The organism is Shewanella sp. BC20, from assembly GCF_003129585.1.
Classification (GTDB): Bacteria; Pseudomonadota; Gammaproteobacteria; order Enterobacterales; family Shewanellaceae; genus Shewanella; species Shewanella seohaensis.
Window position 1 is genome coordinate 40414 of sequence record NZ_NHRI01000025.1, and the last position, 25562, is coordinate 65975.

The window sequence follows — 25562 nt, forward strand, 5'->3', positions numbered from 1 at the left end:
AAAACCGAATTAGAGATGTTATGAACAAGAAGCAAAAGATCGTTAAGAAGATGGCTAAGCGCGAAAAAGCCAAACAAAACAAAATCGAGAAACCCAAAGTGGGGGCAAAACCGCGTTATATTTCTAAAGCGGAGCGCGCGCGTCTCGAAGCCGAAACGCCAGAAGCTGTGGCTTTAGAAGTAGCGCAAGATAGCGCAGGTGCCGACGCTTCAAGTGCGGAAGATAAGGCTGCGAGCTAAGCCGCTTTGTGTCGTGACGCTCAGAATGCTCGTACTCGCATAAAACGCTTTCCCGTGAATGCGGATATGCCAAACATAAAGGCCACTTTTCAGTGGCCTTTATGTTTTATCAGTTTTTATGACTCTTTATGATTACCAGGATGGTTATCTGAGGGGTTACGGCGTATTAGGTTTCGCTTTATCAAAATCCACCGCAGCCGTGGCCGCCTCGCATTCCTGCTCTTCGGTCAATTGGCCCATTTGCACATGGGAGGATGAAAACGGACTCGTAGATGAAGGCAGATTTTGGCCAACACAATTAGCAATTTCTTCCTCATCCCCCTCCAGCAGTTGCTGGCACTTGGCCTGCGCCTCTTCGGTATAGTTCCCCAAGGGCTGTGCTGCGTTTGCGCGGCTTGCCAGTGCGACTTTATCGACTAATCGATAAGCCACCCATACACCCATGATCCCAAACAGAATCGAGCCCAATACTTGGCCGATTAACACACCGTATACCCCGCCCCACTGCGCGCCAAAATACACAAATGGCAAAGTGCCTAACGTCGCTTTACCGACGTTAAACAGGGTGGAGTATTTGGCTTTGCCCAGATTATTAAACGAAGCATTGGCCACAAATAAAATGCCTGAGAAGGTAAAAAACACCGCGATATAGCTACAGAAAAACTCGATAAGCGCTGCGCTATCGCCTTTCATATCGAATAGGCTCACCACCTGCGATTTGAGCAAGAACAGTAGCAGCGACATGACCACCACATACAAGGTACAAAATTGAATCGCCTTGGTTAAACTCTCGCGCACCCGGTCGAATCGACCCGCCCCAAAGTTTTGCCCAACAATCGGCCCAATGGCGCCGGATAACGCAAAAATCATCCCAAAGGTGACCGGGACTAACCTGCCAAGCACCGCCCAACCGGCCACATAGGCATCACCAAAATCCGCAATCGCGCGGGTCACAAAGGCGTTACCAATGGGCGTAGCGATATTCGTCAGCATGGCAGGCCCGGCAATGGCGAAAATCGGTTTGAGATCGGCAACAAAATAGCTGAAGTTAAATTTGCCCAGCAGTTGATGTTTTACCACTACGCCGCGCCCGGCAATGATAAAGACCGCGATACGGGCAAGCACCGACGCCAGTGCCGCGCCTTCAATCCCCATGGCAAACAGGAAAATAAAAATCGGATCCAGCACCGCATTAACGCCGCCGCCCGCTAAGGTCGACATCATCGACAGCTTGGCATCCCCAACGGCCCGCAGCGCACCGCCAAGGGCCATCGCAAGGCAAATAAAGGGTAAAGAAGGCACCAAAATGTACAGATAACTCTCGGCAAGTTCCGCGGTATGGCCGCTCGCCCCTACCAAAGTCACTAATTCGGGGATAAAGCAGGTCACCACCACACTCACAAAAAGGCTGATTAAGGTGGTCACCGCCGCACTATTGAGCAAGAGGCGTTTAGCTAACTCCACATCCTTTGCACCAATCGAGCGGGAAACTAACGCGCCGAGCGCAATCGACAGGCCGATACCAATAGAAGTCGTAAAAAACGAAATACTGCCCGCATAGCCCACCGCCGCGGCCAGTTCATGTTCGCCGAGTAAACTTAAGAAGAAAATATCGAGTAAATCGACCACAAATAAGGCAGAAATCCCCACGGCGGCGGTCGAACTCATCACGAGGATATGACGAAGAATCGAACCTTCAACGAATTTGGCTTGGGTCATGGGGTCGTTTTACCTTGATCTATTGGATGGACTGACATCAAATCCAGTCTGCGGCTCTCGCCACTTAAGCAGTCTCTTGAGTAAGTAAGCCTACCATGAGGCAGCGCACATAATAAATCATTTAAACGATTTCGTTTGTTACGAATAACTTACACACTCAGGCCTTTGCTCTCAGAATCAGCCTGTTCGGTACGACTGACTCCAAGCCATGTCACTCAGTCGTGCTTAAACCAAATCACTCATTTCAAACCACTTAAGCCCAGTCACTTATCCCACATCTGTGACTCTCGGTTATCGTGTCTAGCTTACTTGCTTAGCTTACTTGCTTAGCTTACTTGCTTAGCTTCGGTCGATGATAACCAGTGGATATCGACATCTCGTTTGGGGGAATTGCCAAATAAGCGCGAGTATTCGCGGGAAAATTGCGATGGACTCTCATAGCCGACACGATAGGCGGCTGCGGCGGCATCTATGCTCTCGCTTAACATCAATCGGCGAGCCTCCATCAAGCGTAACCGTTTTTGATATTGCAGCGGACTCATCGAGGTCAATTGGCGAAAATGATGGTGAAAGGTCGATTTACTCATTCGGGTCATATCGGCTAAATCATCAATGCTAAAATGCTGGGCAAAATTCACCTTAAGCCACTCGATAGAATGGGCGATGCGTAAACCATGGCTGCCCGCCGACACGATTTGTCTTAAGCGCGCGCCCTGCTCACTGATAAGCACACGCCAGTAAATCTCTCTTTTAATCATAGGCGCGAGCACAGGAATCGACTCAGGCTCATCGAGTAAGGCGACTAACCGGCTGAAAGCATTCAACAAGCTTGGGGTGGAATGGCCTAAAATCATGCCTTGATCGGTAACCGTATCCTTTTGCCTCGCCAAGGGCGTTTGCAACATTAAGTCACTCATCACCGCCAAATCGAGTTTTAGCACGACACCGAGGTAAGGTTTTTCAGCACTGGCCTCTAACACTTGCATGGTGGCGGGTAACTCTAAAGATGTGATTAAGAATCGACTCGGATCGTAGATCAATACCTGCTCCCCCAAGGTCATGCTCTTCGTCCCTTGCACCACAACCGCAATACCTGGCTCGACAATACAGACCGAATTGGAGGTGGGCGCATTCTGCCGATAAAACTCGAGCCCCTCGACCTCAGATGATGCCCATTCGACGCCAAGGGTTCTTTTGGCCACATTGTCGGCAAGCACTTGGGAAAAACAATCCATCATTTGCATTTCACTCATCAGTTTTCACCCGTTTTTATCAGTAGCAGTCGGCACTCAGTCATCTGAATTTATCTTACTCGCTACCTAACTCGTTAGCATACGAAATGCCTAACAATTGGAGAATTAGGCAAGCATTACCGACGAATGAACTACCCTGCGCGTCAGCAAGTGGCAAGAATAAGGGGCCGAATAAGTGATTCTTTCGCCATTGAAAAAGGATAAATCGATGAAACCCATGCATTTTGGATTAGGCTCCCTGCTATTGTTAACGCTTGGCGTTCAGGCAGCAGAGCCAGTGCCAGCATCAGTGCCTGTGTCAGAGGCAAGGCCTAAAACCGTGATTACTGCTGAGCAAATCAGTATTGCCCGCAATGGCACTCAACTCCCTGTGACGGGACTCGAAGACTATTTTACCGGCCCAGTGCGCGTTGAGCCTTTGTTTCAGACCAAGGGCGAAGGTCGCGCATCTGGCGCCTTAGTCACCTTTGAGCCGGGCAGTCGCACCCATTGGCATACTCATCCCGTGGGGCAAACCTTAATCGTCACTTCAGGAATGGGTTGGGTGCAGCAAGAAGGTCAAACACACCTTGAAATTCACCCTGGGGATGTGGTGCAGATCCCTGCGAATGTGAAACATTGGCATGGCGCGACGAGCAATACGCCCATGACGCATATCGCCATACAAGAAGCCAACGCGGGTAAGGTGGTCACATGGCTAGAAAGTGTCTCCCCAGCTCAATATGACAAGCCCTGAATCAAGCTTAGCGACTCTTCGCCAAAGCAAGCTAAAACAAAGCAAGTTAAACCAAAGCAAGCTACAAACGCCATGACCCAATCTAAGGAGACTTCGATGAACATTAGTGTGACCGCAAACGGCAAAGCGTATCGATTTACCCTCCTCGATAATCCAACGGCAAAGGATTTCTACGCCAGCTTACCCCTAAAGCTAACGCTTAAGGACTATGCTAATACCGAAAAAATCGCCATGCTCGAGCAAAAGCTCACCAAAGCGCAGGCCCCAAAAGGCACCAGCGCTAAACGTGGCGATATCACCTATTATGCCCCTTGGGGTAACTTAGCTCTGTTTTATAGGGACTATGGGTATGCCGATGGCTTAATCCCGCTCGGCACTCTTAGTAACGAAACGAGTCAAGAGATGAGCAAAGCAATGAGTGAAGAATTTATCGAACTGCTTAGCGGCAACGATCTCGATGTGGTGTTCGATAAACAGCCCTAACCATATAAAGCAAAACATCAAAAGCAAAACATCAAAAGCAAAAAAGGCGACACTGAGTTCGCCTTTTATTTTTTAATTCCGAGCATTTCGCCAGTGATTGAGTTACTCGCTGACACTGCCGCCATTTAAGTACACTGTATCAGTAACAGGTTCAAACCAATCAACCGGTTTACCATCAAGCGCCTCTTGAACGGCCACATGCTGCATGGAAGATGATGCAGTTGCACCATGCCAATGACGCTTACCACAATTACACCAAATCAAATCCCCTGGGCGAATCGTGGTGCGCTCACCCCCTTCACACTGGGTCCAGCCTTCACCTTGGGTGACCAATAGCATTTGCCCGAGTGGATGGCTATGCCAATGAGTTCGCGCGCCCGCTGAAAAGTTAACTACGGCCATACCCACCCGCGCTGGTGGCGGCGCATTAAATAAGCTGCTGATCACCACCTCACCGGTAAACCATTCACTCGGTCCTTTAATCGGCTGTTGCGATCCTGCGGGGATCAGTGTCATGGATGCTGTTTCTAAGGTATTCATCAAAAACTCCTTTGCTGACGTTGTCTTAAGCTGATTTAAAAGTGATGGCGGCATGGGGAATGGTCCGCAAACCGCCCTTTTAACAAATGAAATAACCTTCTTAAGCCTAGAAGGAAGAGGCCTGCATATCGATCACAAATCGGTAATGTACGTCTGATTTCTCCAGACGCTCGAAGGCTTCATTAATCTGCTCCATTCTGATCATCTCGACCTCAGGCAAAATGTTCATCAGGCCGCAGAAATCGAGCATCTCCTGAGTCTCGGCAATGCCACCAATGAGTGAGGCGGCAATACGACGACGTCCCATCACCATAGGCACAGTATTCACTTCGGCAATCGGCCCCACTTGACCGACTAAGGTGAGCGTGCCATCCACCTTCAATAATGGCAGATACGGAGTAATGTCATGCTTTGTTGGCACGGTATCGATGATAAGTTCGAAGCGATTGGCGGCTTGCTGCATGCGCTCAAGATCTGAAGAGATCAAAAAGTCACTCGCACCCAGTTCGAGCGCATCGCTACGCTTACTTTCCGAGCGGCTCAGCACAGTCACATGTGCGCCCATCGCGGCCGCAAGTTTGATCGCCATATGGCCTAAACCGCCCATACCAATGACAGCAACTTGACTGCCAGGCCCAACGTTCCAAGTTCTTAACGGCGAATAGCTGGTGATCCCCGCACAGAGTAACGGCGCGACTTTAGCAAGGTCGAGCGATGCCGGAATACTCAGCACAAACTCTTGGCGCACTACGATATGCTTGGCATAGCCGCCCTTGGTAAGCTCTTGGGTGTGTCTATCGGCACTGTTGTAGGTTTGGGTAAAACCCTGCTCACAGAATTGCTCTTCACCGTGATGACAGTGAGTACATTCCTGACAGCTGTCGACCATACAGCCCACAGCGACATGATCGCCCACCTTGTATTTGTTCACTTGGCTGCCCACTTGCACCACGCGGCCAACGATTTCATGGCCTGGCACAGTAGGATAAACCGTCCAGCCCCAGTCGTTTTTCACTGTGTGTAAATCGCTATGGCAGACACCGCTATAGAGAATTTCGATCGCGACATCGTTGTCCCTTAATTCACGGCACTCATAGTGATAAGGTTCAAGCGGGCTTTGCGCCGACGCTGCAGCATATCCAATGGTTTGCATATTTCATCCCCTGTGGATTGAGGCAGAAACGTAAAATGACACGCTTCTGCGAGAAATAATCAAGGCCAGCAAAAGCGCTGGCCCGTGAGCTAAATTACAGATATTGAGTGAAAAATTGCGTCAACTTATCGAAGGGGATCAGGTTCACTCTGTCATACAAGTCAACATGACCAGCACCTTTTACCAGATAGAGTTCTTTAGGCTCCGCTGCGAGGCTGTAGGCTTCTTGGCTAAACTCCAGTGAATGCGCTTCATCACCAGCAACAAATAACAAGGGGCGCGGAGAAATAGACTCAATATCGTTAAATGGATAGAAATTCATAAACTTAGTGTTACTGCTCAGGGTCGGATGCGTCGTCAGCTCAGGCGATGCTCCCGCTGGCGTAAACTCTCCCCTTGGGGTGCGATAGAAGTCATAAAACTCCTTAGCAATGGGGTGAGAGTTTTCATCGATTTCATGGGGCGTACCGCCAGTGTATTGAGTTTGACCGCCGCTAAACTCCACATAACGCTGCGCGGCCGCCTCGGCGATCATTTGTTGACGCTGCGCTAAGGTCAACGACTTGCCATACAGATGACGGCTAAATCCGCCCATGTCATACATGCTGACGGTAGCAATGGCTTTCATGCGTGGATCGATTTTCGCGGCGCTAATGGCAAAACTACCGCTACCACAGATCCCGAGCACGCCAATGCGGTCTCTGTCGGCAAACTCGCTAGTGCCCAGAAAGTCTACCGCGGCGCTAAAGTCTTCAGCGTACATGTCTGGCAACACGGCATTGCGGGGATTTCCCTCACTCTCACCCCAGAAGGATAAGTCGATGGCGAGGGTTACAAAGCCACGCTCGGCCAGTTGCTGGGCATAGAGCACCGCGCTTTGTTCTTTTACCGCACCCATAGGGTGGCCTACGATAATGGCGGCGCGTTTTTCGCCAGCCTTCATATCCTTAGGCAAATAAAGATTGCCCGTGACATTCATCTTATATTGATTTGGAAAAGTTACTTTTTGCATAGTCAGGGTTTCACTCCGATAAAATTGTTAGCACCATGGGATAAATCACCTTAATGGCCCGGTGTTGCCGCAACGGCCGGCAAGCTGGTATTTATCAGCAATGCCGTTATCAGCATTGCCGCCAAAGACTGCGCGCCGTTTGATGCCTTCATATTCAGCCCTTAATAGGGAACAGACATGTCGCTTAAGCGAGATGAGTTAAGTGTCGCGGCAACTCATGCTGAAATTGTCGACAAAATGACCACGATATTGAAGCCATGAAACTCGTGGTTACTTGCCTAAAACTCCAAAAATGCGGAAATCGCGCAATGAGAGATAAGGAAATGGATGCCCGATAACGTAGCAGAAATGTCGCGCTCGGCTGTATGTATCGGTTTAACGCGAATACCCGCGAGGGCAAATTAGGTGTACAAAAAGGCCAACGGGGAGTCGTTGGCCTAAGCGTTTATCAAATATTGAATCTGTGGCGAAAATCTATGCCAACGGGCCTAGCAAACTAGAGCGTTACGCGGCTCATCTGGGTCTGGTGGTAACGCAACCGACCGATAGCTAAGGCGATTAATGCAAGAAGTGTTAATGATCCCATCACCACTCCTTGCCACTCGGCTTTATGCCAAAACAGCATCAGGTAAGGCCCGCCCAGCGCGGCGCCTAAGTAATAGCAACACAGATACAGCGAGGTGGCTTTAGCGCGGTCGCGGCTTGCGCGCATCGCCACAAAGGAGTTACAGCAGCTGTGGGTTAAGAAGAAGCCACAGGCCGTCATCAAAAAGCCTAGGCTAATCGTGACTGGCGTATCGAACAGGGTCAATAAACTGCCCAGTAACATCAAGCACCAAGACCATTGGTATAACTTGTGCTGACCAAATTTTGCCAGCCACTTGGCGGTAAAATAAGAGGCCACGGTACCACTGGAATAACACAGGAAGATCAACGTCGCTTGGAAACGGCTCCACTCGTAAGGCGCGGCCATCAAATGCAGCTGAATAAAGCTAAATTGATTCACCATCATCATAAAAGTGATGCCACCGATGGCGTAGGCTAAACGCATCTGCGGATCGGTTAGGTGATGGCTAAAGCCATAAATATCCTGTAATAAACGTGCCCGTTTTGACAGTGTTGGCGAGGTGGTTTGTCCGCCCGATACCGCCTGCGCATCGGCGCCTGAAGGCAATAAATAACTGGTTAAGGCAACGCCCGCAAGCGTGACTAAAAACAGCAGCCACATGGACTCTTGCCAAGATAAAAACTGCGACATCACCCCGCCCAGTAACCGACCGACAATCCCGCCGATACTGTTGGCCATGATATAAATGCCCGCCGCTTTGAGCATAGTGCTTGGCGAGAGTTGCTCCTTAAAATAGGCCATGGCAATGGCGGGCACCGCCGCTAACAGCATGCCCTGTAAAAAGCGTACGTAGACAAGAGCATTAAAATCCCCAGCCCAAATCAACAGCAGATTCGACAGTGCCAGTAGCCAGAGACTCACTACAATCGGCGTGTGGCGGCCAATTCTGTCGGATACAACCGCATAAATTAACAGCGAAAACGCCAGCGAAAAGCTGGTGACCGAGAGGATAAGCGTTGCCTTCGAGCCAGATACTGCAAAATGCTCGGCGATCAGCGGTAACATGCCCTGCATCAAATACAGATTGATATACACCACCACGGAAGCCACACACAGGGCCCACATCAGTCGGGTATCACGTTGTTTACTGTCGATAATAGTGTCTAACACGGCTTGCACTTTTGGCCTCGATAACGCATCACACTCAGGATAGACAAAGATTAGCACTGGGCATAACATAACAATAATAGATAATTTATATTGAAATTATTGATTTTTGTTATAGCTAACAATTGCGATACGCCCTGTTATCGGTCAAACCATGCGAGATACGACAGGACTGGGTTGTGGCACATTGTTAATGCCCTTAAAGCACTGTGCCCTCAAGCATAAGTAGAATCGTGCATAAGAGCGCTTGAGCATAAGTACCATCCAGCATAAAAGACGAATCATCATGGATATACGCCAACTTAAACATTTAGATGCACTGGCCAATACCGGCAGTTTTACCGCTGCGGCCAAGAAGCTCAATATGGCGCAACCAGCCCTAAGCCAAAGCATTAAACGGCTCGAGCAGTCGCTTGGGGTGACACTGATTAATCGCACCAGCAATAAGAATGACAAGCACCTCGCGCTCACCGCCGAAGGATTAGTGCTGCATCAACATGCCACTTTGATCCTAAAACAAATCAAACAGGCCGAAGCGCAAATCCGCGCCATGGCGAATCTCACCTCAGGGGAAGTGCGGATAGCGGTGCCGGGCATGCTGGGCTCCTTCTATCTGCCCTCTCGTCTTATGGCGTTTCGCCATCAATATCCCGAGCTAAAGCTGTCACTGTTTGAAGGCGGTACCCGTGACGCGCTGCGGATGTTACAGCAGGAAGAAGTAGATATCGCCATCATTACCGCCCAAGATTTACAGAGTGACTTCGATAGCCAATTATTGATCCGTGAGCAGATGGTGATCGCCATGGGCGCCGAGCACCCGCTCGCCGATCATCCTGCCGTCAGCCTCAACGACTTCTTTGACCATGAATTGGTGATGTTTAAAACCGGCTATTTCCACCGAGAATGGATCCTCTCCCAGGCCAAAGAATTGGGTAAAAAGCCCAATATCGCCTTTGAGACCAACCTAATTAACTTAATCAAACAGATTGTGTCACAGGGATTTGGGATCACTAGCGTGCTCGAAATGGCCATCAGTCCAAAAGATGACATTCTCGCCAAACCCTTTGACCCACCGGTGTTTTTAAATCTGCATATTGCGTGGAAAAAACAGCGCCCCGTCAGCCAAGCCGACCGCGCCTTTGTGGAATTTTTAATGAAAAACCGTTAACACAAAGCAATAAAAAGGGCCGATTACTCGGCCCTTTTAATGCGTCACCTAACGCTTAAGGTGAAATCATTTAACTCATCGCAAATTAACGCTGTTTACGGCGACCAAAGGCAAATGGCAGCAGTAATAAACTTAACCAGCCTAAAGCACCACCGTCATCCTTCTTCGGCGGAGTATCGGTAATCGATACCGACACTAAGCTCGAATCGCTGTTGCCGTGGTTATCGGATACCGTCAGTTGGAATGACACGGTTTGTGCCGCACCATTCACACTTGGCGCCACTAAGTTTAATTTGGCCGCTGCGGGATCAAAATTAAAGCTGGTGCCACCTAACTGCGTCCACTTGTAGGTCAGCGGATCATTGTTCGCATCCGATGATTTGCTCGCATCGATAAACAGCGGCTTACCTTCTTGGACTGTGGTTGGCGCTTCAACCTTAACAACTGGCGCCACTTCAGACACATCAAACTGGTAACTTTGAGTCAGGGTTTCTGACGAGGCATTGTTGACCTTGTTTGTTAGGCTTAACTGATTATCGACACTCGCCTTACGTGGAACCAGCTCAAAGCTGATGTCTTTCGCGTCAGCGCCCGATGGCATCTCAACCGTCCAAGTGATCTTATTACCATCTTGCTTACCGTCATGGCTGATGTTAGCCACTTCATGGCCTTCAGGCAGCATAGCTTCTAAGTTATACACACGCGTTTCTTGGGTTCTGTTGGCTTCGATGCGGGTTTTCATCACCTTAGCCACGCCCGGTGTCAACTGACCACTCAGCGCATTACCCAGAGGCGATAGCACATCATCACCAACACGTTCAAAGACAACGGGTAACTTCACTGGCGCCACTTTGTCATCACCCGTGGTGAGGGTCAGCATGGCTAACCCATCGTCACCCACTTTGAGCGCATCCTTCCACGCCAACTTGACGTCGAAATCTTTAGTATCGCCAGAAAGCGTCGCCGTTAGGTTATCCGCTGCGGTTTCATTGTTGTAGAAGGTCAATTGTTTCAAACCAAACACGTCATCGGCCGTCGCGGATGAGGCGCTGTAGTTTTGCACAATCACATAGTAACTGCCCTTCACCGGATTATTGAGTAAGACACTTTCCTCTGAACCGTCTTTAGCCGATGAACCCACTCGCACAAGTTTGCTGCCATCGTTTTTATCGAGTAGCACATACATATCGAGATCAGGCGATGTGGTGTAACTAATTGAGGTACGGAAGAACAATGCATTTTCATTCACGTCAAACTTAAACACTTTGACGCCATCGGCGAGATCATCAGTGTATGAGGCATTGTTTGAGTCTTGCTTCACGCTTGACTCAATGGTTTGACTCAGCTTTAGGCCCGTCACTTCGGCGCCCACGCTGGCAAAATCCACCGCCTTTAAGCCTTCAAGATTGACTTCATCCGCATTACGGGTCGCTTCAATGTTCACTAAATTGGGCAGATTACGCTTACCAATCTTAGCTGCAATCGGCATAGTCGCCGTGGGGAAGCTTGCCGACTCGAGCACTAAGTTGCCAAAGCCCCAATCTGCGCCCACTTGTGTCACATCGGCGGTCACGGTAATGGTTTGGTTCGCGCCTTTTTTCAGGGTAAAGCTTTCAGGCGACACGGTTAATGCTAACTTATCGGTCACCGCTTGGCCCTTCGCCGTCCAACTACCATCTTGGGTTGCAGTTACGGTACGGGTCCAAGTACAGGTATTCACGCAGCGAGAATCGGCCATGCTGGGCACGTTTAACTTACGTGGGTCACCGTTCACGACTGGGTTGGCAATTTCATAGTTCAGGGCACTTTCGTCCATCACTAAACCCGTTTTTGCCGCTAAATCCACACGTATACGGCCAGCGCCCACATCGAACGGATCGGCAACGGTTTTAGCATCGGCTTTTTTCATCGCCTGCGCAGTCGTTGCAGTCAGCATTAATGCGGAGCGGATATTGTCCGGTGTCCAATCCTTGTGCAGTGACTTTAACAGCGCGCCCGCCCCCGCAACATGGGGGCTTGCCATTGAAGTGCCCGACATCAAGGTAAAGTCGGCAGGATTTGTGCCCGATTTATCATGGCCAAATTGTTGATCAGCATAAGCAGCGTAAATGTCCGTACCTGGAGCGGCCACCGAAGGCACAATCACATCATTGGTCGCATTTGGGCCAATCAGTGAACTGGCAGATAACACATCGGCCTCACGGCTAATCGCTTGCGGTGTCGGGGTTAAGGTTAACTCAACGGCTGGATTGGCGGCCATGGCCTCGAGTAAGGCAACGCCATCGGTATTTCCAATAAATACCGCAGGGACATTTAACATCTCCAATCCCGACATGGCTAAACGCGCATTCCCCTCTCCATCTTTATTAAACATAATTACAGCCTTAGCACCAGCTGTTAAGGCTCCAGCGACTTTAGTAGCGAAATCACATTCTCCCCGTTTGATAACGGCAATCTTGTCTTTAAAGGCATCGGCAGGGAATACTTTACAGCCTTCCACATTGGTCGCATCAACCGCGCCTGCAAATACGGGCAGTCCTTTCACAACGTCGGTTTGCACAGGGCCAGAGCCTGGGGTGAATTCAAAGGTCTTGCCATTAAATTCCAGCTCACGTACCACTTCACGATTGTGAGTCGAGTTAGCGACCGAGGTATACCAAGGTGCGTTTTTAGACGATGAATAAGGTACCTGCGCGATGTTTGCCCTAGTGTTACCCGCCGCAACCGCAGCAAAAACACCCGCATTTCGCGCCGCTAAGAAGCCCTGCTCCGTCGCGCTGTTCCATGGATTGCCGCCGCCGCTGATGGAGAAGTTGATCACGTCCACGCCATCTTTAATCGCATCATCAATCGCTTTTAATATCGGCGCCGTTGCACAGCCGCTGTAAGTATCACCTTGGTCTCCAGGTTGACAGACTTGATAGGCAATAATGTTTGCGTGGGGAGCCACACCGGACATTTGCGCAAACGTTAAGCCGCTCGGGATCCCCGAACCTTCGAGTTTACCTACTTCCCCCTCAACATAAGGAACATTGAGCAGGATGTTTCCTGCCGCGGTGCTGGCAACGTGGGAGCCATGACCACCGTAATCTTCGCCGTTTTTAGCGGGCGGCGTCGCGCCGAAAACCTTTTCATCATCATAGACATCGGTGATTTCAGGGTAGCTGCGCACACCGATCAGCTTGTCGTTACACATGCTGGCAAAATCGGTTTTACAGTCACCAACATAAATCCCTTGACCTAAGGGGTTGGTGTGATCGTAACCATCTTCTCCCACATCGGCGAAAGAAGCGTGATCAGAGTTAATCCCTGAGTCGATAATCGCCACAATCACGCCTTCACCCATGGCCTTAGTGCCCGTTGCACTACCGTCCCACACCTTTGGGGAGCCGATCAGTGCCTGACTCACATCGGTTTCAAGCTGTTCGATTTTCTCGCGCTCGATATAAACGACTTCAGGTAGTTCGGCCAGTTTGATGGCTTGCGCCTGAGTCATACGCACGGCAACACCGTTGATGGCGTATTGGTAAGTGGTCAGCGGCTCAAGACGGCTACCAATGGCCGCGCTGGCACTTGTTAAAAAGCGCTCTTGCTTGACCTTGAGGAAACTGACGTAATTTTTGACTTCAGGTGCAGCGGCATTAAGTTTGACATTACCTGTCTTACCAGAGCTTTTTGCCTGTGAGGTCGACTGCACATGTTGTGGGCTAGTGGCCTTAAAGCCTGGAATATCCCCTTGATAATTCGCGACCGCGCTGTCACGTAATCTCACGATATAGGTATATTCTCCCTCGGCTAAATCTGGCTCAGGAATAAATTTTACATCTTGGTTGTTAACCGCGGTTAATTGACCTCGGGTCGAATCATTTGATAATTCGGCTGGAATATCTAACTGTAACGTTTCACCGGTTGGCGATAATACGGTTTGCGCATTTGCCGCAGCCGACAGCAATGCCATAGACACTGCTAGTGCAATTTTTGTTTTCATGTTCGCTTCCTTCGCTATATTAAAATTACTACCGAAAGTTCCATTTTTAATATTTATTCAGTACAGCAACATCATTAAATGACTGTAACTGAGAGAACTTTACCGCAGCGTTTTAACACGCAATGATACATATTGAAACACCTTATTAACCGAATAATTACCCATAAAATCAATTAATAAGAATGACGTACTCAATAAACATTCATCGCTTACAGGTTAACGGAATGGCAAATGGTTTACACTGCGAAAAGGAATGTTAGCAAGCGCTTAAAAACCAAATAAAAATTCATTATCACTCATTAATAAATCCTGTTCTTAATTGGTAATTAACGGTATGGAAAACCGATAAATCAAGATGAAAACGGATCAAATTTAAATGAAATAATTTCAAGCAGACATAATTTCTCACAATTAAGGCTGTGATGAGTTAGATAATTTATTGGACAAATAACCGGCATATTATTTAACGAATGTCGTACTTATTTATCTAAGTCACTGTCATACGAAACGCAATCTACGTAATACTCTGTACGAAATACGCAGTATGGTCATCCGATAACAGTAAGACCGCCGGATAACAGAACTGAAAAAATAGCTGAGTGAAAAACAAGCAATAAAAAAGGGGATTAACTCCCCTTTTCGATAAAATGCAATCACGCATCCAGCCAATAGGCTTTAAAACATTAGACTACTGCTCAGTGCGAACCGCTTTCATCAATACTTCCGTGGTGTATTTATCATTGTTAATCACAGGGAAGCGGTCATAGGTTTGAAAAATCACCTTATCCTGATACTTGATCATCGCCACCACGCCGTAATTAATGCGTTTATCGATAGATTTCGCCGGTAATAAGAACTTAAACGGCACAGGCGCCCTAGCGATATTAAAGCTCTTTTGGGCAATGATGACGCCGGGTGTGTTTAAATCGATAATCGCAATGGTAATTTCACTGCCTTGGGGCAGGAGAATTTTTTCCAAATAGCCCGCCGCCCCATTAACCACCACCGGAGGATCGGGTTGAACCGTCACGCAGCCACTTAAGGCAAATGTCACCAGTAAAAATGACATAAACAACTTTATTTTCATCAACATATTAACTTCCTTTTACCATACGGATCAGCCCCTCTTGAGTCGTCGAGGCGACAAGCTCACCCTGCTGATTAAAAAATTGGCCTCGTACATAACCTCGTCCACCGCTGGCGGTTGGACTGTCGATACTGTAGAGCAACCATTCTCCCATATTAATTGGGCGATGGAACCACATCGCATGATCGATTGTTGCCATGCGGATCCCCGGCGTTAAAAACGACACACCATGGGGCTGAGCCGCCGTGACTAAAAAGTTAAAGTCCGAGGCGTAGGCCAGCAAATACTCGTGAATATGCGCATCCGTTGGCATTGGTCCATTCGCCCTTAGCCACACATAGCGATAGGGTTCGGTTTCTTTAGGCGCAAAGGGATGCAAAGGATTGACTAACCGCATCTCGATCGGCGCGTCTTCCATAAACTTTTCCAGAATGCGCGCAGGCACTTTATCCCTTAAGGTCATCGCCAGCTCGTTTTGATTCAATAAACCTTCAGGGCCCGGCACCTCAGGCATTTGGGCCTGATGGTCAAAGCCCGCTTCGGGCTCTTGGAAGGAGCAGGTCATATGAAAAATCGGCCGACCCTTTTGTATTGCACTCACGCGTCTGGCACTAAAACTGCCGCCGTCACGCATATTTTCCACTTCATAGACTATGGGGAGCTTCTCATCCCCTGCGCGTAAAAAATAAGAGTGTAGCGAATGCACTTTACGTTCGGCTGGCACGGTTTGCTTAGCGGCGCTCAGGGCCTGCCCCATCACTTGGCCACCAAATACATGCCCAAATCCTAAGTCTTGGCTTTGACCACGAAACAGCCCGATTTCAATTTGCTCGAGGGATAATAATGATAAGAGATCGTCTAATACCTGACTCATGGGATCCTACTGAAAATTAGCAACTAATGCCCAAGGGTAACTCAGGTAGACTAGGGCTGACCAGTAGAGAGTCGATAGCTTATTGCATCTTGTGGCTTCTGCACGCCCAAAGCACTACTCAATCTTAATATGATGCTCAAGGGCACTCTGTTTTGACCAAGCCAACACTTTATCCTCGCCGCAGGTATGCAGATTAATCGGAAAGGCATAATGCAACTCGGGCCAGTATTTGATCAGTTTATCGGGTGTACACAGCCCCTCACTAAAATAGATGGACTGAAATTCGGCAAACATTCCATGACTCACGCTGCCCGCCCCCGCGAGCAGATGCTGGCCATTCGGTGCGCCACGACTAACTAAAAATGCCATAGTCGCCGTGACTGTATCAAAGGAAAATAGCGGTTGGATCGCTGGGGCTAAGTGTTTATCTGTCATGGCCGTGAGCGCCTGCGGGCACAGGCTATTGATATGGATGTTATACTGCTCGCCCTCTAAGGAAAGGCTATTCACCATACCGACGAGAGCCATCTTGGCGGCGCTGAACGGAACCTGATGTAAGTCGCCAAACAACGCCGACACCCCAGTGGTCATCAAAATTCGGCCATAACCATGGGTCTTCATCAGCGGCCACAGGGCTTGGGTAAGATAAAAACTGCCGTTCACATCCACATCAAACTGTCGCTGCCAGTCGGCTTGTTGGATATGCTCGAAGGAGCACGCGCCGTAAACCCCAGCGTTATTGATCAAAATATCCACGCGTTGCCAATCTTGCTGTAGGCGATGCACCATCGCCTTGACGTCATCCTGCTGGCTAACATCCACTTCAAAATACAGGCATTCTGCCCCGAGCTTTAAAATGGCCTGATGGGTTTGCTGCAGCTCTGCGTTAGTTGCATGAGTTAAGTTAGAAGAGCTAGTTGCCCTCAATGCCTCGCCTTGGGATGGACTTCCCTTAGGTTGGTCAACTAATACCAGTTTGGCGCCCCGCTCAGCCAACATAATGGCATAGGCTCTCCCTAGCCCAGAGCCTGCTCCCGTTACCAACGCCACTTGATTATCGAAACGCATCCTATCGTATCCTTATCATTGACATTAACGCTAAACGCCACACTAAACCTTTCACTTCACAGCTCTGGTTATTGCAAAAATAGGGGTGAAGCTCATCGGCTTAACCGATGTTTGGCAGAGGATCACAGGGGATATAAAAACACAGGCATAGTGGATTTTCTTTGAACTTGGCGACAAATCTTTCCCCTGAAAGCGAAACATCTGTGCGCCAATTCAAACTCTATTACATGCGTGTATTAGATAGTACTCACTTTAACGCAAATTCTTGTTATGCTATGACGCTGTTCACTACCCAATTCTTTTCTTAGATAACGACTGGACATCATGAATCCTTGGATTTTAGCCATCAGGCCCCGCACCTTACCCGCGGCAATCGGTCCCCTATTAATCGGTAATATTCTGGCACTGCACCTTGAGCGTTTTAGCTGGTTAATTGCCGCCACCTCGATGTTGTGCGCCATCCTATTGCAGATCGCCGTCAACCTCGCCAATGACTACTTTGACTTTAAAAACGGCATCGATACCGCCGAACGGCTCGGTCCGGTTCGCGTCACCCAGAGTGGCATGATCCCCCCCCATAAAGTACGTAATGCCATGATCCTATGCTTAGTGCTGGCATTAACCGTAGGCTCGTATTTGATTTGGCACGGCGGCTGGCCGATTGCGATTTTAGCGGCGGCGGCCATTTTAGGCGCCCTCGGCTACAGCGGCGGCCCTTATCCTCTGGCATCACACGGGCTAGGTGAAGTCGCCGCCTTCGTGTTTTTTGGTTTGGTAGCCGTGGTCGGCAGCTATTATCTGCAGGCAGGTGATACCAATATGAATGCCTGGCTACTTGGCTGTGCCATTGGCTTATTTAACGCCGCCATTATGTTGGTCAACAACACCCGTGATATTCGCACCGACACCCAAGCGGGTAAACATACGCTCGCGGTGAGGATTGGTGAGGCGCAGGCCAAAGTTTTGTATCAAGCCTTAATTTACTTGCCCTTTGGTTTAGTGATCGCAGGATTCTTACTGGGCATTCTGCCGGGCTTACCGGTACTGCTGGCGGGCTTATCCCTGCTTATCGCCCGCAAACTCAGCAGCGATTTCTATGCCGTATCGGGTGAAGCACTCAATCCACTATTGGGACGCACGGCAAAACTCACCATGATATTCAGTACCCTATTCAGTGTGGGACTGGTGTTTACCGCATAAACGGGAATATCAAGGTCTCGGGATTACCCAAAGTTGAGTGAAAAACCAGCCCACAAGGCGGCTAGGTTAAAATAGACAAGGATTTAAATACAAAAAGGTTCGTCACGATGCGTTTAATACGCAACATGACGAACCTTTTGCTTTTAGAGGCTGATTAGGACCAGAGGTAACCCGATATTGCTGTGTTAAATAACAGGCCACTAAATTGATGTGTGGCTTTTGGCGTCTGCAAATGCGCCGCCCCAAAACACACATGCAAAGGAATTAAGTGCTCTTCCCTTGGGTGGCTAAAACGTGCCTCCGGCGCCGATTGCCAATCGATTAATTGTGCCTTGGCCTGGCTATCGCCTGATGTCACGACATCGGTTAACCAAGTATCAAACCCTTGGCTGCGAGGCAACACCTTAGGATCGCTGGAGAAAAACGCGCGCATATTGTGAAACGACATGCCAGATCCCACAATCAACACCCCTTGCGCGCGCAATGTCGCAAGAGCCTCACCGATAGCGATATGGGCACTCGGGTCGAGGTGCTGCACTAAGGACATTTGCACCACTGGAATATTCGCCTCCGGATACATCAACTTAAGTGGCACAAAGGTGCCGTGATCGAATGCGCGCTGATTGTCGAGCCGCACCTCAATTCCACTTGCATTGAGCAAACCAGCAATAGTGTCGGCAAGCTGTGGCTCACCGGGCGCAGGATAAGAAAGCGTATAGGCCTCAGGTGGAAAACCATAGTAATCGAACAACATGCCAGGATGGGGATGGCTCGACAGTGTCACCTGTGCCTCTTCCCAGTGTGCCGTCACCAATACAATGGCCTTGGGTGTCGGGATAGTATCCGAAACCTTGGATAAAAATGCCCTTAACTCCAGATGATTTGCATCATTGAGTAGCGGTAATGGCCCGCCACCATGGGGAACAAATAACACTGGCATTAAAGCGGAATTCACGTGCGTCATAATAAACTTCTCTTGATGAAACCGTTAGTTGTCACTTGTAAATCAGACTTTGCCAGCCTTGTGGCTAAGATTAAAAAGCTGCTTTCATGTCCACCAGCTGACGTTGAAAACGCACTAATCTATCAACGGTTTCATCGAGCTTGATGATTAAAAACAACAGCGCAGATAAAGACAGTGCGGGTAACGCGCTCAGGGTGGTTTCGTAATTAAAGTGGTAGTAAATGGCCCCCATCATCACCGACAGTAATGCCGTCGCCGACAGGACTCGGTATTCACGCCAGCCAATGCCAATGGCGCCCAGCACTTCAATCACACCGATAAAATAGCCAAAACCCGTGGGCAAATTCATCACGCTAAAGGGCACATGGAAAAACGGCACGCTGAGTAACTTGCCCATGCCCGAGAATAAAAACACAATGCTCATCGCAAGTGTCACCACCACCGCCGCACGATTTAAGGTATTGGCACAGATAAAGAGTTTTTGAGGGTCAGTCTCGGCCGCGGTTTTATCTGCATTGCCTTTGGCTAAACATAATTGATTTATCGACATAACTACCTCATTACTCATCTCTTTTAGACTTAGTTCAGCGTAAACTCTCGCTAAACGGCACCCTAAACGCAAAGTAGTGGACTCGCATTGAGCCCACTACTGTCATATGGCGGAATTATGCGCCCACAAAAAATAAATAAATATGGAATAATATCTAACATCTCCTAAAATAATTCTTTATTTGTTTAAGAGTCTTGCTATGACCTTAGAACAACTGCTGATGTTCAATACCGTCGCACTCGCCGGCTCGCTAAAGGCCGCCAGTGACAAACTCCATAAGACCCAACCTGCGATCAGTCAGAGCATTAAACAGCTGGAATCCCAGTTAGATTTAGTACTGTTCGACCGCCAAGGGTATCGCTTGACGCTTACCCAAGAGGGGCGAAAGCTGCTGCAATACGCCCAGCGCGTACTGAATGAAGCGCAGGAGATGCGACAAGTCGCTAAGCATTTGGCTAAAGGTAACGAGGCCAGTATCACCTTGGCCTTTGAGGCCTCCTTTAACCTTACCCGCATCTTGCCGATGCTGGAGCGAACACAAAATGAATTTCCGCACACTCAAATCATTCTTAAACAAGAATATTTAACCGGCGCACTCGAAGCCTTAAATCAAGGCGAAGCCGATATTGCAATTTCAGCGGGCGGCATTGATCCTGTCCGTTCCAGCCATTTTGAGCTGGCCTACTTATTTTCAGGCAGTCTGTTAGATGTGGCCTCGCCGCGTTTACTGAGTCGGCACCCCAGCCTGAGCCATGTGCGCGAATTGGTGAACGAGTACCAAATTGTGATCCAAGATACCGGCACTGGCACCGCCAATATCGAATTTGGAGTGCAAGCAGGGCAACGCCGTTGGTACGTTAATGATTTTTATACAAAGAGAATGCTCATTCAGAGCGGCATGGGCTGGGGAAAATTGCCACATTATTTGGTGAAGCAAGCCCTTGCGGATGGAAGTTTACTGCCACTGGAGCTGCGAGAAAGGCAAAATCTTATCCAACTCGATTACTATGTGATGCGCCCGCCCCACTCGCCCTTAGGCCCAGTAGCGCAGGCACTGTGGGAAAACCTAGTCCAATTAGCCGCAAAGCAAAGCGTCTAAGCAATCTATCTAGGTAACACACGCTCAAGATATGTCGACTGAATAAGCCTTTATGGAGCAGCCGCGCAATTGTTGAGTTAATGACGGAGCAAATTCAACCATTCTTGGGAATTGGCCAAAATAAATTGATACACGCTGCCATCAATCAAGGTGATTTTTATCGCATCAGAAGTCACAGGTAAAATGCCGCCGCCCTTACCCCAACAGGATTCAACCTTGGCGATATCCTTTCTTTGCAGCTGATATGGCCCAAGTCCTAAGGTTTTATTGTAGGGGGAAAAACAAACCTTCTGCTCGGTGACAGTTAACTGGCCATCGGCTCGCGCCACACCATCTTGCGCCGTCGCAATAGCAGATCTGATTAGGGTTTCTTGCATAGTTGGGCTTTGTTGCGCAGTCAGGCTTTCTTGCATAGCTTCACTCCATTGAATAGTGCTAACAGCATAATTTCCAATCTACCAAACACTGCGGCGATGTCAAGTTTTCGATATTCACTTGCACTCTACTACTCATAACAGGCTCTTACGATTGCCCTTAACGATAGCCCTTCACGAAAGCACCTGATGAAAGCTCATCACAAAAGCACATCACATTAACCCCTAAAGCTGACGCATACACGATTAGGGATAAAAATAGGTTAACTATGAGTAGAAACAGATGGCTGCTCAAAATAAATGGCAGCCTCTTCACGCACATGATCCGAATTAAGCGCCCAAAACGATTCGGAGATAATGGCTCTATCACTGTCAGATATCCAAATAATCCAATAACTCACATCGGGAAACTGCCCTATCACCTTTTTCATGGCCGCCAAATACATGCCATAGAGTTGCTCCATAAACTCCAGCGCGACCTCTGTGTAACAAAAATCCTCATCCGTCACAGTGTAAGCCTGTGTAAATACTTGATATAAGGCTTTGTAAGCATGCTTAACCTTCGCGAAATGATCATCGTGCCATTCGAGCCATTCATCGGGAATGTATCGGCTGTAAGTATCTGTGGGGTCGACTAAATCAGACTCACAATTCGTCACCGCAATGGGATACGCCATTTCCAGATCTTCCCCAAGCAATAACGCATAACCGTAGGGGGATTTTTGAGCACTTGCCGCCTTGATAGAAGCAATAAGTTCAGCCTCAAAGAGCCGTTGAATAGATGCGAGTGATTGAATAATTTCGGTTTTCATCATACTGATACTGTAAAAGCCTATCGTTGGTTTAGCCTATCATCTGTGGTCGCAGTGAGGTCATTTGTCCCAAATCACGCTCAGTCGTGCCTACACGGCGAATACATTCGCTCAGCGTTGATAATAAACAATTGACCAAAAATCAAACTGTTCGCCTTTGGCGGCGCACCAATCCGGAAACGGCTCATCCCCAGCAAGCGTGGAATACTCCTCCCAGCAATTAACCATCGACAGGTAATAATCATGCCTGTTTTGCAGCCTTGATTTACGCTCAATCGTCGGTAATCGCGTGATTAATGCTTGTGCTGACGCCAGCGAGTCTTTTGCCCGTGATATATCACCCAGCAACACAGATTCCGATAGATGGTGGGTCTGAAAATCGACACTGTTTAAATGAGACAACGCGACTTGAGTGAGGCAAATTTCATCGGTAGGCTCGAGTACTAACGCCCTTTCATAGGAATCGGTACCCCCACCAATAAAGCCTAACCATTTGTGGGGGATGGGATTGTTAGGCTCATCTAACGTCCATTGGGTGAGCACGCCTTTTAGTAAAACTATGAGGGGATAAGCGAGTAACTGATGTGTTTCACGATGCCAAAAGCCTAAGGAGGATAGCTCCTCTGCGATGTGCCTCTGATCTGCCAAGGACAGGCTCTTACAGTGCGACACGAATTGGTTTACCGTCGCAATCGCTTGCTTCTTTAGCCCTTGCTCTTTTTGCAGGCAATATTGACCAAAAAGTTCATACCCCTTCAAGGCCGAATACTGAGTCCCTATCGCCTTTAATCCTTCAAAGTTATCGCTATTCCAGTAGTTCATAAGGTACGTCAATCAGTATTTAATCGCCTATGATTGCCCATATTGAGTCTTACGGTAAACCAGATTTTGCCAATTAAAAAATAAATTTCCCACTAGGATATTGAATAATATAGTTTTTACTGGATAAACCTTGATGTTCAAAACAGCACTAAATATCACATAAATAAAGGCCCCTATTTAGGGGCCTTTGTACAATTTATTTAGAGTTTGATTAATACCCTGTTTGGGGCACTCCAATCTAAATGATATTTCTCGCCAGCGGGCTTATCTAAGCGCTCAAAGGTATGGGCACCGAAAAAGTCCCTTTGACCTTGAAGCAAGTTTGCTGGTAGGGTTTCGCTGCGGTAACTGTCGTAATAGGCCAATGCCGAACTAATACAAGGCACGGGGATCCCTTGCATCACAGCCGCCGCCACCGCACTGCGCCACTCGGTTTGTTTTTCCGACAAGGTAGTTGCAAAGGTGTCGGCCATCAATAAACAGCTTAAGTCCGCATTCGCTTGATAAGCTTGAGTGATAGATTGCAAGAAGGTGGCACGAATAATACAACCCGCACGCCAAATCTTCGCGATTTCAGCAAAATCGAGCTGCCATTTTTGCTCCTGCGCCGTCATCGCCATCAATTGGAAGCCCTGGGCGTAACAACACACTTTAGCGCAATAGAGCGCACTCTCTAAGGCATCAATTAAGACGGCTTTTTGAGCATCATCCATCGCCACAGAGGCAGGACCTGCAAGCTTTTTACTGAGTTCAACACGGAGGGATTTTTGGGTGCTCACCGCGCGCGCATAAACCGCTTCGGCAATAGTGGGAGCCGGACAACCAATTTGCAAACTGCTCACAGCAGTCCAAAGGCCAGTGCCCTTTTGCCCAGCTTTATCGAGGATCATCTCAACTAACGGTTTACCCGTTAGCGGATCCGCCTGTTTGAGCACCTCGGCGCTGATCCCCATCAGATAGCTGTTTAAACTACCCTTATTCCAACGTTCAAACACCTCACCCACTTCTGCTGCACTCATGCCTAAGCCATCGTGCATTAACTGATAGGCTTCGCAAATCAGCTGCATATCGGCGTATTCAATCCCGTTATGCACCATTTTCACATAATGTCCGGCGCCAGCAGGACCAATATAGGTCGTGCAAGGCTCACCTTCGGTCACGGGATTCCCCGGCTCAAAACGCTCAATCGGCAGCCCTGTTTGAGGATCAACCTTAGCGGCAATGGCCTTCCAAATCGGCGCCACATGCTGCCAAGCCCCAAGATCGCCACTTGGCATTAATGAAGGGCCAAAACGAGCACCCACTTCTCCGCCCGAAACCGCCGAGCTGAAGAAGATAAATTTCCCTTGGTAACGCTTTTCGCGCTCAACGGTGTCCGTCCAAAGACTGTTGCCCGTATCGATAACGATGTCGTCCGCTTCGATACCGGCAGAAATCAAGGCATGACATACCCCATCCACAGGCGCACCCGCAGGGACAGACAGCACGAGAATACGGGGTTGAGCGAGGCTTGCTAACATTTCTGAAAGATTAGCACAGCCTGTAATACGCAGATCCTGTCCTACACGTTCTTGTTTTTCTTGCTGTAAAACACCGTTGACTTTAACAGGATCGAGGTCGAAGGCACTGACGCGATATTGATTGTCGGCAATGTTTAGCGCGAGGTTTTTGCCCATCACGCCAAGGCCAATCACGCCAATGTCATTAAGATTGCTGTGGTTTTGCATTATATAATTCCCACGGGTCACAGAGGTTAGAAATAACCAATTTGGAGGTGTAATTATATCGGGCTTTGTAACTTAATTACCAGAGACAATAGACGATGCATACGATTGGCAATCTCGATTACAGTCTAAGATGCGTTGTTTTTTCAGGAGAATATTCCTAGATTTCATCAAACATCTTTACCAATCGTATACATCTGGGGCGAGCGCTTCCTTGTGGAAGTGAATTGATTAATGAGCGAGTTTTAAACCGAGAACACCAAGCAAAATGAGGATTAAACTGACAATTTTCAGCAAGCTTACCCCTTCGCCTAAGAGAATAATGCCCGCAATCGCGGTGCCCATGGCACCGATGCCAACCCAAACCCCATAGGCCGTGCCTATTGGCAGCTGTTTAACCGCCAGCCCCAATAACAGCACACTCACCGTCATGGAGAACACAGTAAAGACACTCGGCCACAGGCGGCTAAACCCGTCGGTGTACTTAAGCCCGATGGCCCAACCAATTTCAAATAGCCCAGCAAGAATTAATAGAAACCAGCTCATAGAGAACTCCCATACGGGGTCGTCCCCAAATTGATATCGGCGTATTTAGGGTCGTCCCTAAGCCGTTGTGAAGTATGTTTACATCGAATGTTTATTTAGATCGAAAGCTTGTTTAGATCGAAAGTATATTTGGATCTAAAGCAAAGAGGCAGACAAAGGCGCCTGATTAGAAAGCTAAGATCCAATGTCCTAAACGCCCGATGTCAAGGCAGAACCTTTAGGATGCGGGCTAGACTAGCAAATAGTGATGTATAAGAGCAAGCCTTGGACTTTAGCGATTTCATCCAAAAGTAAAGAATCCGCCTTCTTAGAAGGCGGCTTTGATTTGCCCCTGGAAGGGGCTATTTCCTTACACCTACTTCATCTGTAGCGACAATTGAGCATCATGCTCTAGATCTTGCTTATCTTGATGGCGA

Annotated in this window: 23 protein-coding genes; 6 read left to right on the forward strand and 17 right to left on the reverse strand. The window is 48.6% G+C overall.

All coding sequences use genetic code 11. From position 1 onward, the window contains the following. The first annotated feature begins 20 nt into the window (after nt 1-20). Nucleotides 21-239: a DUF2986 domain-containing protein gene (locus tag CBX96_RS19515; protein ID WP_109287790.1), complete on the forward strand. Its 219-nt coding sequence runs from the start codon at nt 21-23 to the stop codon at nt 237-239. Nucleotides 240-395: 156 nt separating this feature from the next. Here CBX96_RS19515 and CBX96_RS19520 read toward each other — a convergent pair whose 3' ends face one another. After that, on the reverse strand, nt 396-1958 hold the full coding sequence (locus tag CBX96_RS19520) for an MATE family efflux transporter (RefSeq protein ID WP_109287791.1): 1563 nt from the start codon (nt 1956-1958) through the stop codon (nt 396-398). A 326-nt stretch (nt 1959-2284) separates the two neighbouring features. Next, nucleotides 2285-3211, reverse strand: a complete 927-nt coding sequence (locus CBX96_RS19525) for an AraC family transcriptional regulator (protein ID WP_109287792.1) — start codon at nt 3209-3211, stop codon at nt 2285-2287. A 208-nt stretch (nt 3212-3419) separates the two neighbouring features. Here CBX96_RS19525 and CBX96_RS19530 point away from each other — a divergent pair, with 208 nt between their 5' ends. Together CBX96_RS19530 and CBX96_RS19535 are read left to right on the forward strand one after the other, a co-directional pair. Beyond that, the gene (locus CBX96_RS19530) at nt 3420-3947 is read left to right on the forward strand and encodes a cupin domain-containing protein (protein ID WP_181382239.1); all 528 of its coding nucleotides are present in this window, start codon (nt 3420-3422) and stop codon (nt 3945-3947) included. Nucleotides 3948-4043: 96 nt separating this feature from the next. Further along, nucleotides 4044-4430 carry a cyclophilin-like fold protein gene (locus CBX96_RS19535; RefSeq protein WP_181382240.1) on the forward strand — a complete coding sequence of 129 codons (387 nt, stop codon included), beginning with the start codon at nt 4044-4046 and terminating at the stop codon, nt 4428-4430. A 102-nt stretch (nt 4431-4532) separates the two neighbouring features. Here the strand turns inward: CBX96_RS19535 and CBX96_RS19540 are convergent, their stop codons facing one another. The 4 genes from CBX96_RS19540 to CBX96_RS19555 form a co-directional block, all read right to left on the reverse strand. Continuing rightward, complete coding sequence (locus tag CBX96_RS19540; protein ID WP_086904036.1) at nt 4533-4970, reverse strand: cupin domain-containing protein; 438 nt, start codon at nt 4968-4970, stop codon at nt 4533-4535. Nucleotides 4971-5076: 106 nt separating this feature from the next. Then, nucleotides 5077-6123, reverse strand: coding sequence for an NAD(P)-dependent alcohol dehydrogenase (locus tag CBX96_RS19545; protein ID WP_109287793.1), 1047 nt, complete (start codon nt 6121-6123; stop codon nt 5077-5079). A 94-nt stretch (nt 6124-6217) separates the two neighbouring features. Next, nucleotides 6218-7135 carry an alpha/beta hydrolase gene (locus CBX96_RS19550; protein WP_258295003.1) on the reverse strand — a complete coding sequence of 306 codons (918 nt, stop codon included), beginning with the start codon at nt 7133-7135 and terminating at the stop codon, nt 6218-6220. 496 nt (nt 7136-7631) lie between these two features. Further along, on the reverse strand, nt 7632-8882 hold the full coding sequence (locus CBX96_RS19555; RefSeq protein ID WP_109287794.1) for an MFS transporter: 1251 nt from the start codon (nt 8880-8882) through the stop codon (nt 7632-7634). Between the two features lie 274 nt (nt 8883-9156). Here CBX96_RS19555 and CBX96_RS19560 point away from each other — a divergent pair, with 274 nt between their 5' ends. Continuing rightward, complete coding sequence (locus CBX96_RS19560; RefSeq protein ID WP_011622400.1) at nt 9157-10038, forward strand: LysR family transcriptional regulator; 882 nt, start codon at nt 9157-9159, stop codon at nt 10036-10038. A gap of 85 nt (nt 10039-10123) precedes the next feature. Here CBX96_RS19560 and CBX96_RS19565 read toward each other — a convergent pair whose 3' ends face one another. The 4 genes from CBX96_RS19565 to CBX96_RS19580 all read right to left on the reverse strand — a co-directional run bounded on the left by CBX96_RS19565 (nt 10124) and on the right by CBX96_RS19580 (nt 17055). Then, complete coding sequence (locus CBX96_RS19565) at nt 10124-14026, reverse strand: S8 family serine peptidase (RefSeq protein WP_109287795.1); 3903 nt, start codon at nt 14024-14026, stop codon at nt 10124-10126. Nucleotides 14027-14714: 688 nt separating this feature from the next. Next, nucleotides 14715-15119, reverse strand: coding sequence for a YbaY family lipoprotein (locus CBX96_RS19570; protein WP_011716717.1), 405 nt, complete (start codon nt 15117-15119; stop codon nt 14715-14717). Nucleotide 15120: 1 nt separating this feature from the next. Next, entirely contained in the window at nt 15121-15987 is an 867-nt protein-coding gene (gene tesB / locus CBX96_RS19575) for an acyl-CoA thioesterase II (RefSeq protein WP_011622398.1), read from the reverse strand. Between the two features lie 114 nt (nt 15988-16101). After that, nucleotides 16102-17055: an SDR family NAD(P)-dependent oxidoreductase gene (locus tag CBX96_RS19580; RefSeq protein ID WP_109287796.1), complete on the reverse strand. Its 954-nt coding sequence runs from the start codon at nt 17053-17055 to the stop codon at nt 16102-16104. 324 nt (nt 17056-17379) lie between these two features. Between CBX96_RS19580 and CBX96_RS19585 the strand changes: the two genes are divergently transcribed. Then, on the forward strand, nt 17380-18255 hold the full coding sequence (locus tag CBX96_RS19585) for a 1,4-dihydroxy-2-naphthoate polyprenyltransferase (RefSeq protein WP_086904432.1): 876 nt from the start codon (nt 17380-17382) through the stop codon (nt 18253-18255). 154 nt (nt 18256-18409) lie between these two features. On the opposite strand, the gene CBX96_RS19590 is transcribed toward CBX96_RS19585, so the two are convergent. Together CBX96_RS19590 and CBX96_RS19595 are read right to left on the reverse strand one after the other, a co-directional pair. Then, complete coding sequence (locus CBX96_RS19590) at nt 18410-19219, reverse strand: class III extradiol ring-cleavage dioxygenase (protein WP_109287797.1); 810 nt, start codon at nt 19217-19219, stop codon at nt 18410-18412. Nucleotides 19220-19289: 70 nt separating this feature from the next. Then, nucleotides 19290-19769: a DoxX family protein gene (locus tag CBX96_RS19595; protein WP_109287798.1), complete on the reverse strand. Its 480-nt coding sequence runs from the start codon at nt 19767-19769 to the stop codon at nt 19290-19292. A 199-nt stretch (nt 19770-19968) separates the two neighbouring features. Here CBX96_RS19595 and CBX96_RS19600 point away from each other — a divergent pair, with 199 nt between their 5' ends. Next, entirely contained in the window at nt 19969-20868 is a 900-nt protein-coding gene (locus CBX96_RS19600; protein ID WP_109287799.1) for a LysR family transcriptional regulator, read from the forward strand. Nucleotides 20869-20945: 77 nt separating this feature from the next. Here CBX96_RS19600 and CBX96_RS19605 read toward each other — a convergent pair whose 3' ends face one another. From CBX96_RS19605 to sugE, 5 genes are all read right to left on the reverse strand, one after another. Further along, nucleotides 20946-21281, reverse strand: a complete 336-nt coding sequence (locus tag CBX96_RS19605; protein WP_109287800.1) for a hypothetical protein — start codon at nt 21279-21281, stop codon at nt 20946-20948. Nucleotides 21282-21505: 224 nt separating this feature from the next. Then, nucleotides 21506-22057, reverse strand: a complete 552-nt coding sequence (locus tag CBX96_RS19610) for a DUF4303 domain-containing protein (RefSeq protein WP_109287801.1) — start codon at nt 22055-22057, stop codon at nt 21506-21508. Between the two features lie 108 nt (nt 22058-22165). Further along, the gene (locus CBX96_RS19615; protein WP_109287802.1) at nt 22166-22876 is read right to left on the reverse strand and encodes a hypothetical protein; all 711 of its coding nucleotides are present in this window, start codon (nt 22874-22876) and stop codon (nt 22166-22168) included. A gap of 200 nt (nt 22877-23076) precedes the next feature. After that, nucleotides 23077-24603: an NADP-dependent phosphogluconate dehydrogenase gene (gene gndA, locus CBX96_RS19620; protein ID WP_109287803.1), complete on the reverse strand. Its 1527-nt coding sequence runs from the start codon at nt 24601-24603 to the stop codon at nt 23077-23079. A gap of 228 nt (nt 24604-24831) precedes the next feature. After that, complete coding sequence (gene sugE, locus CBX96_RS19625; protein ID WP_011625939.1) at nt 24832-25146, reverse strand: quaternary ammonium compound efflux SMR transporter SugE; 315 nt, start codon at nt 25144-25146, stop codon at nt 24832-24834. Between the last annotated feature and the right edge of the window lie 416 nt (nt 25147-25562).

What these genes read in the sequence shown, in the direction of transcription:
- CBX96_RS19530 (WP_181382239.1), top strand. Translation starts at nt 3,420, where the DNA reads ATGAAACCCATGCATTTTGGATTAGGCTCCCTGCTATTGTTAACGCTT.
- CBX96_RS19585 (WP_086904432.1), top strand. Translation starts at nt 17,380, where the DNA reads ATGAATCCTTGGATTTTAGCCATCAGGCCCCGCACCTTACCCGCGGCA.
- CBX96_RS19615 (WP_109287802.1), bottom strand. Translation starts at nt 22,876, where the DNA reads ATGAACTACTGGAATAGCGATAACTTTGAAGGATTAAAGGCGATAGGG.
- gndA (WP_109287803.1), bottom strand. Translation starts at nt 24,603, where the DNA reads ATGCAAAACCACAGCAATCTTAATGACATTGGCGTGATTGGCCTTGGC.
- CBX96_RS19590 (WP_109287797.1), bottom strand. Translation starts at nt 19,219, where the DNA reads ATGACGCACGTGAATTCCGCTTTAATGCCAGTGTTATTTGTTCCCCAT.
- CBX96_RS19565 (WP_109287795.1), bottom strand. Translation starts at nt 14,026, where the DNA reads ATGAAAACAAAAATTGCACTAGCAGTGTCTATGGCATTGCTGTCGGCT.
- CBX96_RS19610 (WP_109287801.1), bottom strand. Translation starts at nt 22,057, where the DNA reads ATGATGAAAACCGAAATTATTCAATCACTCGCATCTATTCAACGGCTC.
- CBX96_RS19540 (WP_086904036.1), bottom strand. Translation starts at nt 4,970, where the DNA reads ATGAATACCTTAGAAACAGCATCCATGACACTGATCCCCGCAGGATCG.
- CBX96_RS19525 (WP_109287792.1), bottom strand. Translation starts at nt 3,211, where the DNA reads ATGAGTGAAATGCAAATGATGGATTGTTTTTCCCAAGTGCTTGCCGAC.
- CBX96_RS19550 (WP_258295003.1), bottom strand. Translation starts at nt 7,135, where the DNA reads ATGCAAAAAGTAACTTTTCCAAATCAATATAAGATGAATGTCACGGGC.
- CBX96_RS19600 (WP_109287799.1), top strand. Translation starts at nt 19,969, where the DNA reads ATGACCTTAGAACAACTGCTGATGTTCAATACCGTCGCACTCGCCGGC.
- CBX96_RS19560 (WP_011622400.1), top strand. Translation starts at nt 9,157, where the DNA reads ATGGATATACGCCAACTTAAACATTTAGATGCACTGGCCAATACCGGC.
- CBX96_RS19520 (WP_109287791.1), bottom strand. Translation starts at nt 1,958, where the DNA reads ATGACCCAAGCCAAATTCGTTGAAGGTTCGATTCTTCGTCATATCCTC.
- CBX96_RS19570 (WP_011716717.1), bottom strand. Translation starts at nt 15,119, where the DNA reads ATGTTGATGAAAATAAAGTTGTTTATGTCATTTTTACTGGTGACATTT.
- CBX96_RS19515 (WP_109287790.1), top strand. Translation starts at nt 21, where the DNA reads ATGAACAAGAAGCAAAAGATCGTTAAGAAGATGGCTAAGCGCGAAAAA.
- tesB (WP_011622398.1), bottom strand. Translation starts at nt 15,987, where the DNA reads ATGAGTCAGGTATTAGACGATCTCTTATCATTATTATCCCTCGAGCAA.
- CBX96_RS19545 (WP_109287793.1), bottom strand. Translation starts at nt 6,123, where the DNA reads ATGCAAACCATTGGATATGCTGCAGCGTCGGCGCAAAGCCCGCTTGAA.
- sugE (WP_011625939.1), bottom strand. Translation starts at nt 25,146, where the DNA reads ATGAGCTGGTTTCTATTAATTCTTGCTGGGCTATTTGAAATTGGTTGG.
- CBX96_RS19595 (WP_109287798.1), bottom strand. Translation starts at nt 19,769, where the DNA reads ATGTCGATAAATCAATTATGTTTAGCCAAAGGCAATGCAGATAAAACC.
- CBX96_RS19605 (WP_109287800.1), bottom strand. Translation starts at nt 21,281, where the DNA reads ATGCAAGAAAGCCTGACTGCGCAACAAAGCCCAACTATGCAAGAAACC.
- CBX96_RS19535 (WP_181382240.1), top strand. Translation starts at nt 4,044, where the DNA reads ATGAACATTAGTGTGACCGCAAACGGCAAAGCGTATCGATTTACCCTC.
- CBX96_RS19580 (WP_109287796.1), bottom strand. Translation starts at nt 17,055, where the DNA reads ATGCGTTTCGATAATCAAGTGGCGTTGGTAACGGGAGCAGGCTCTGGG.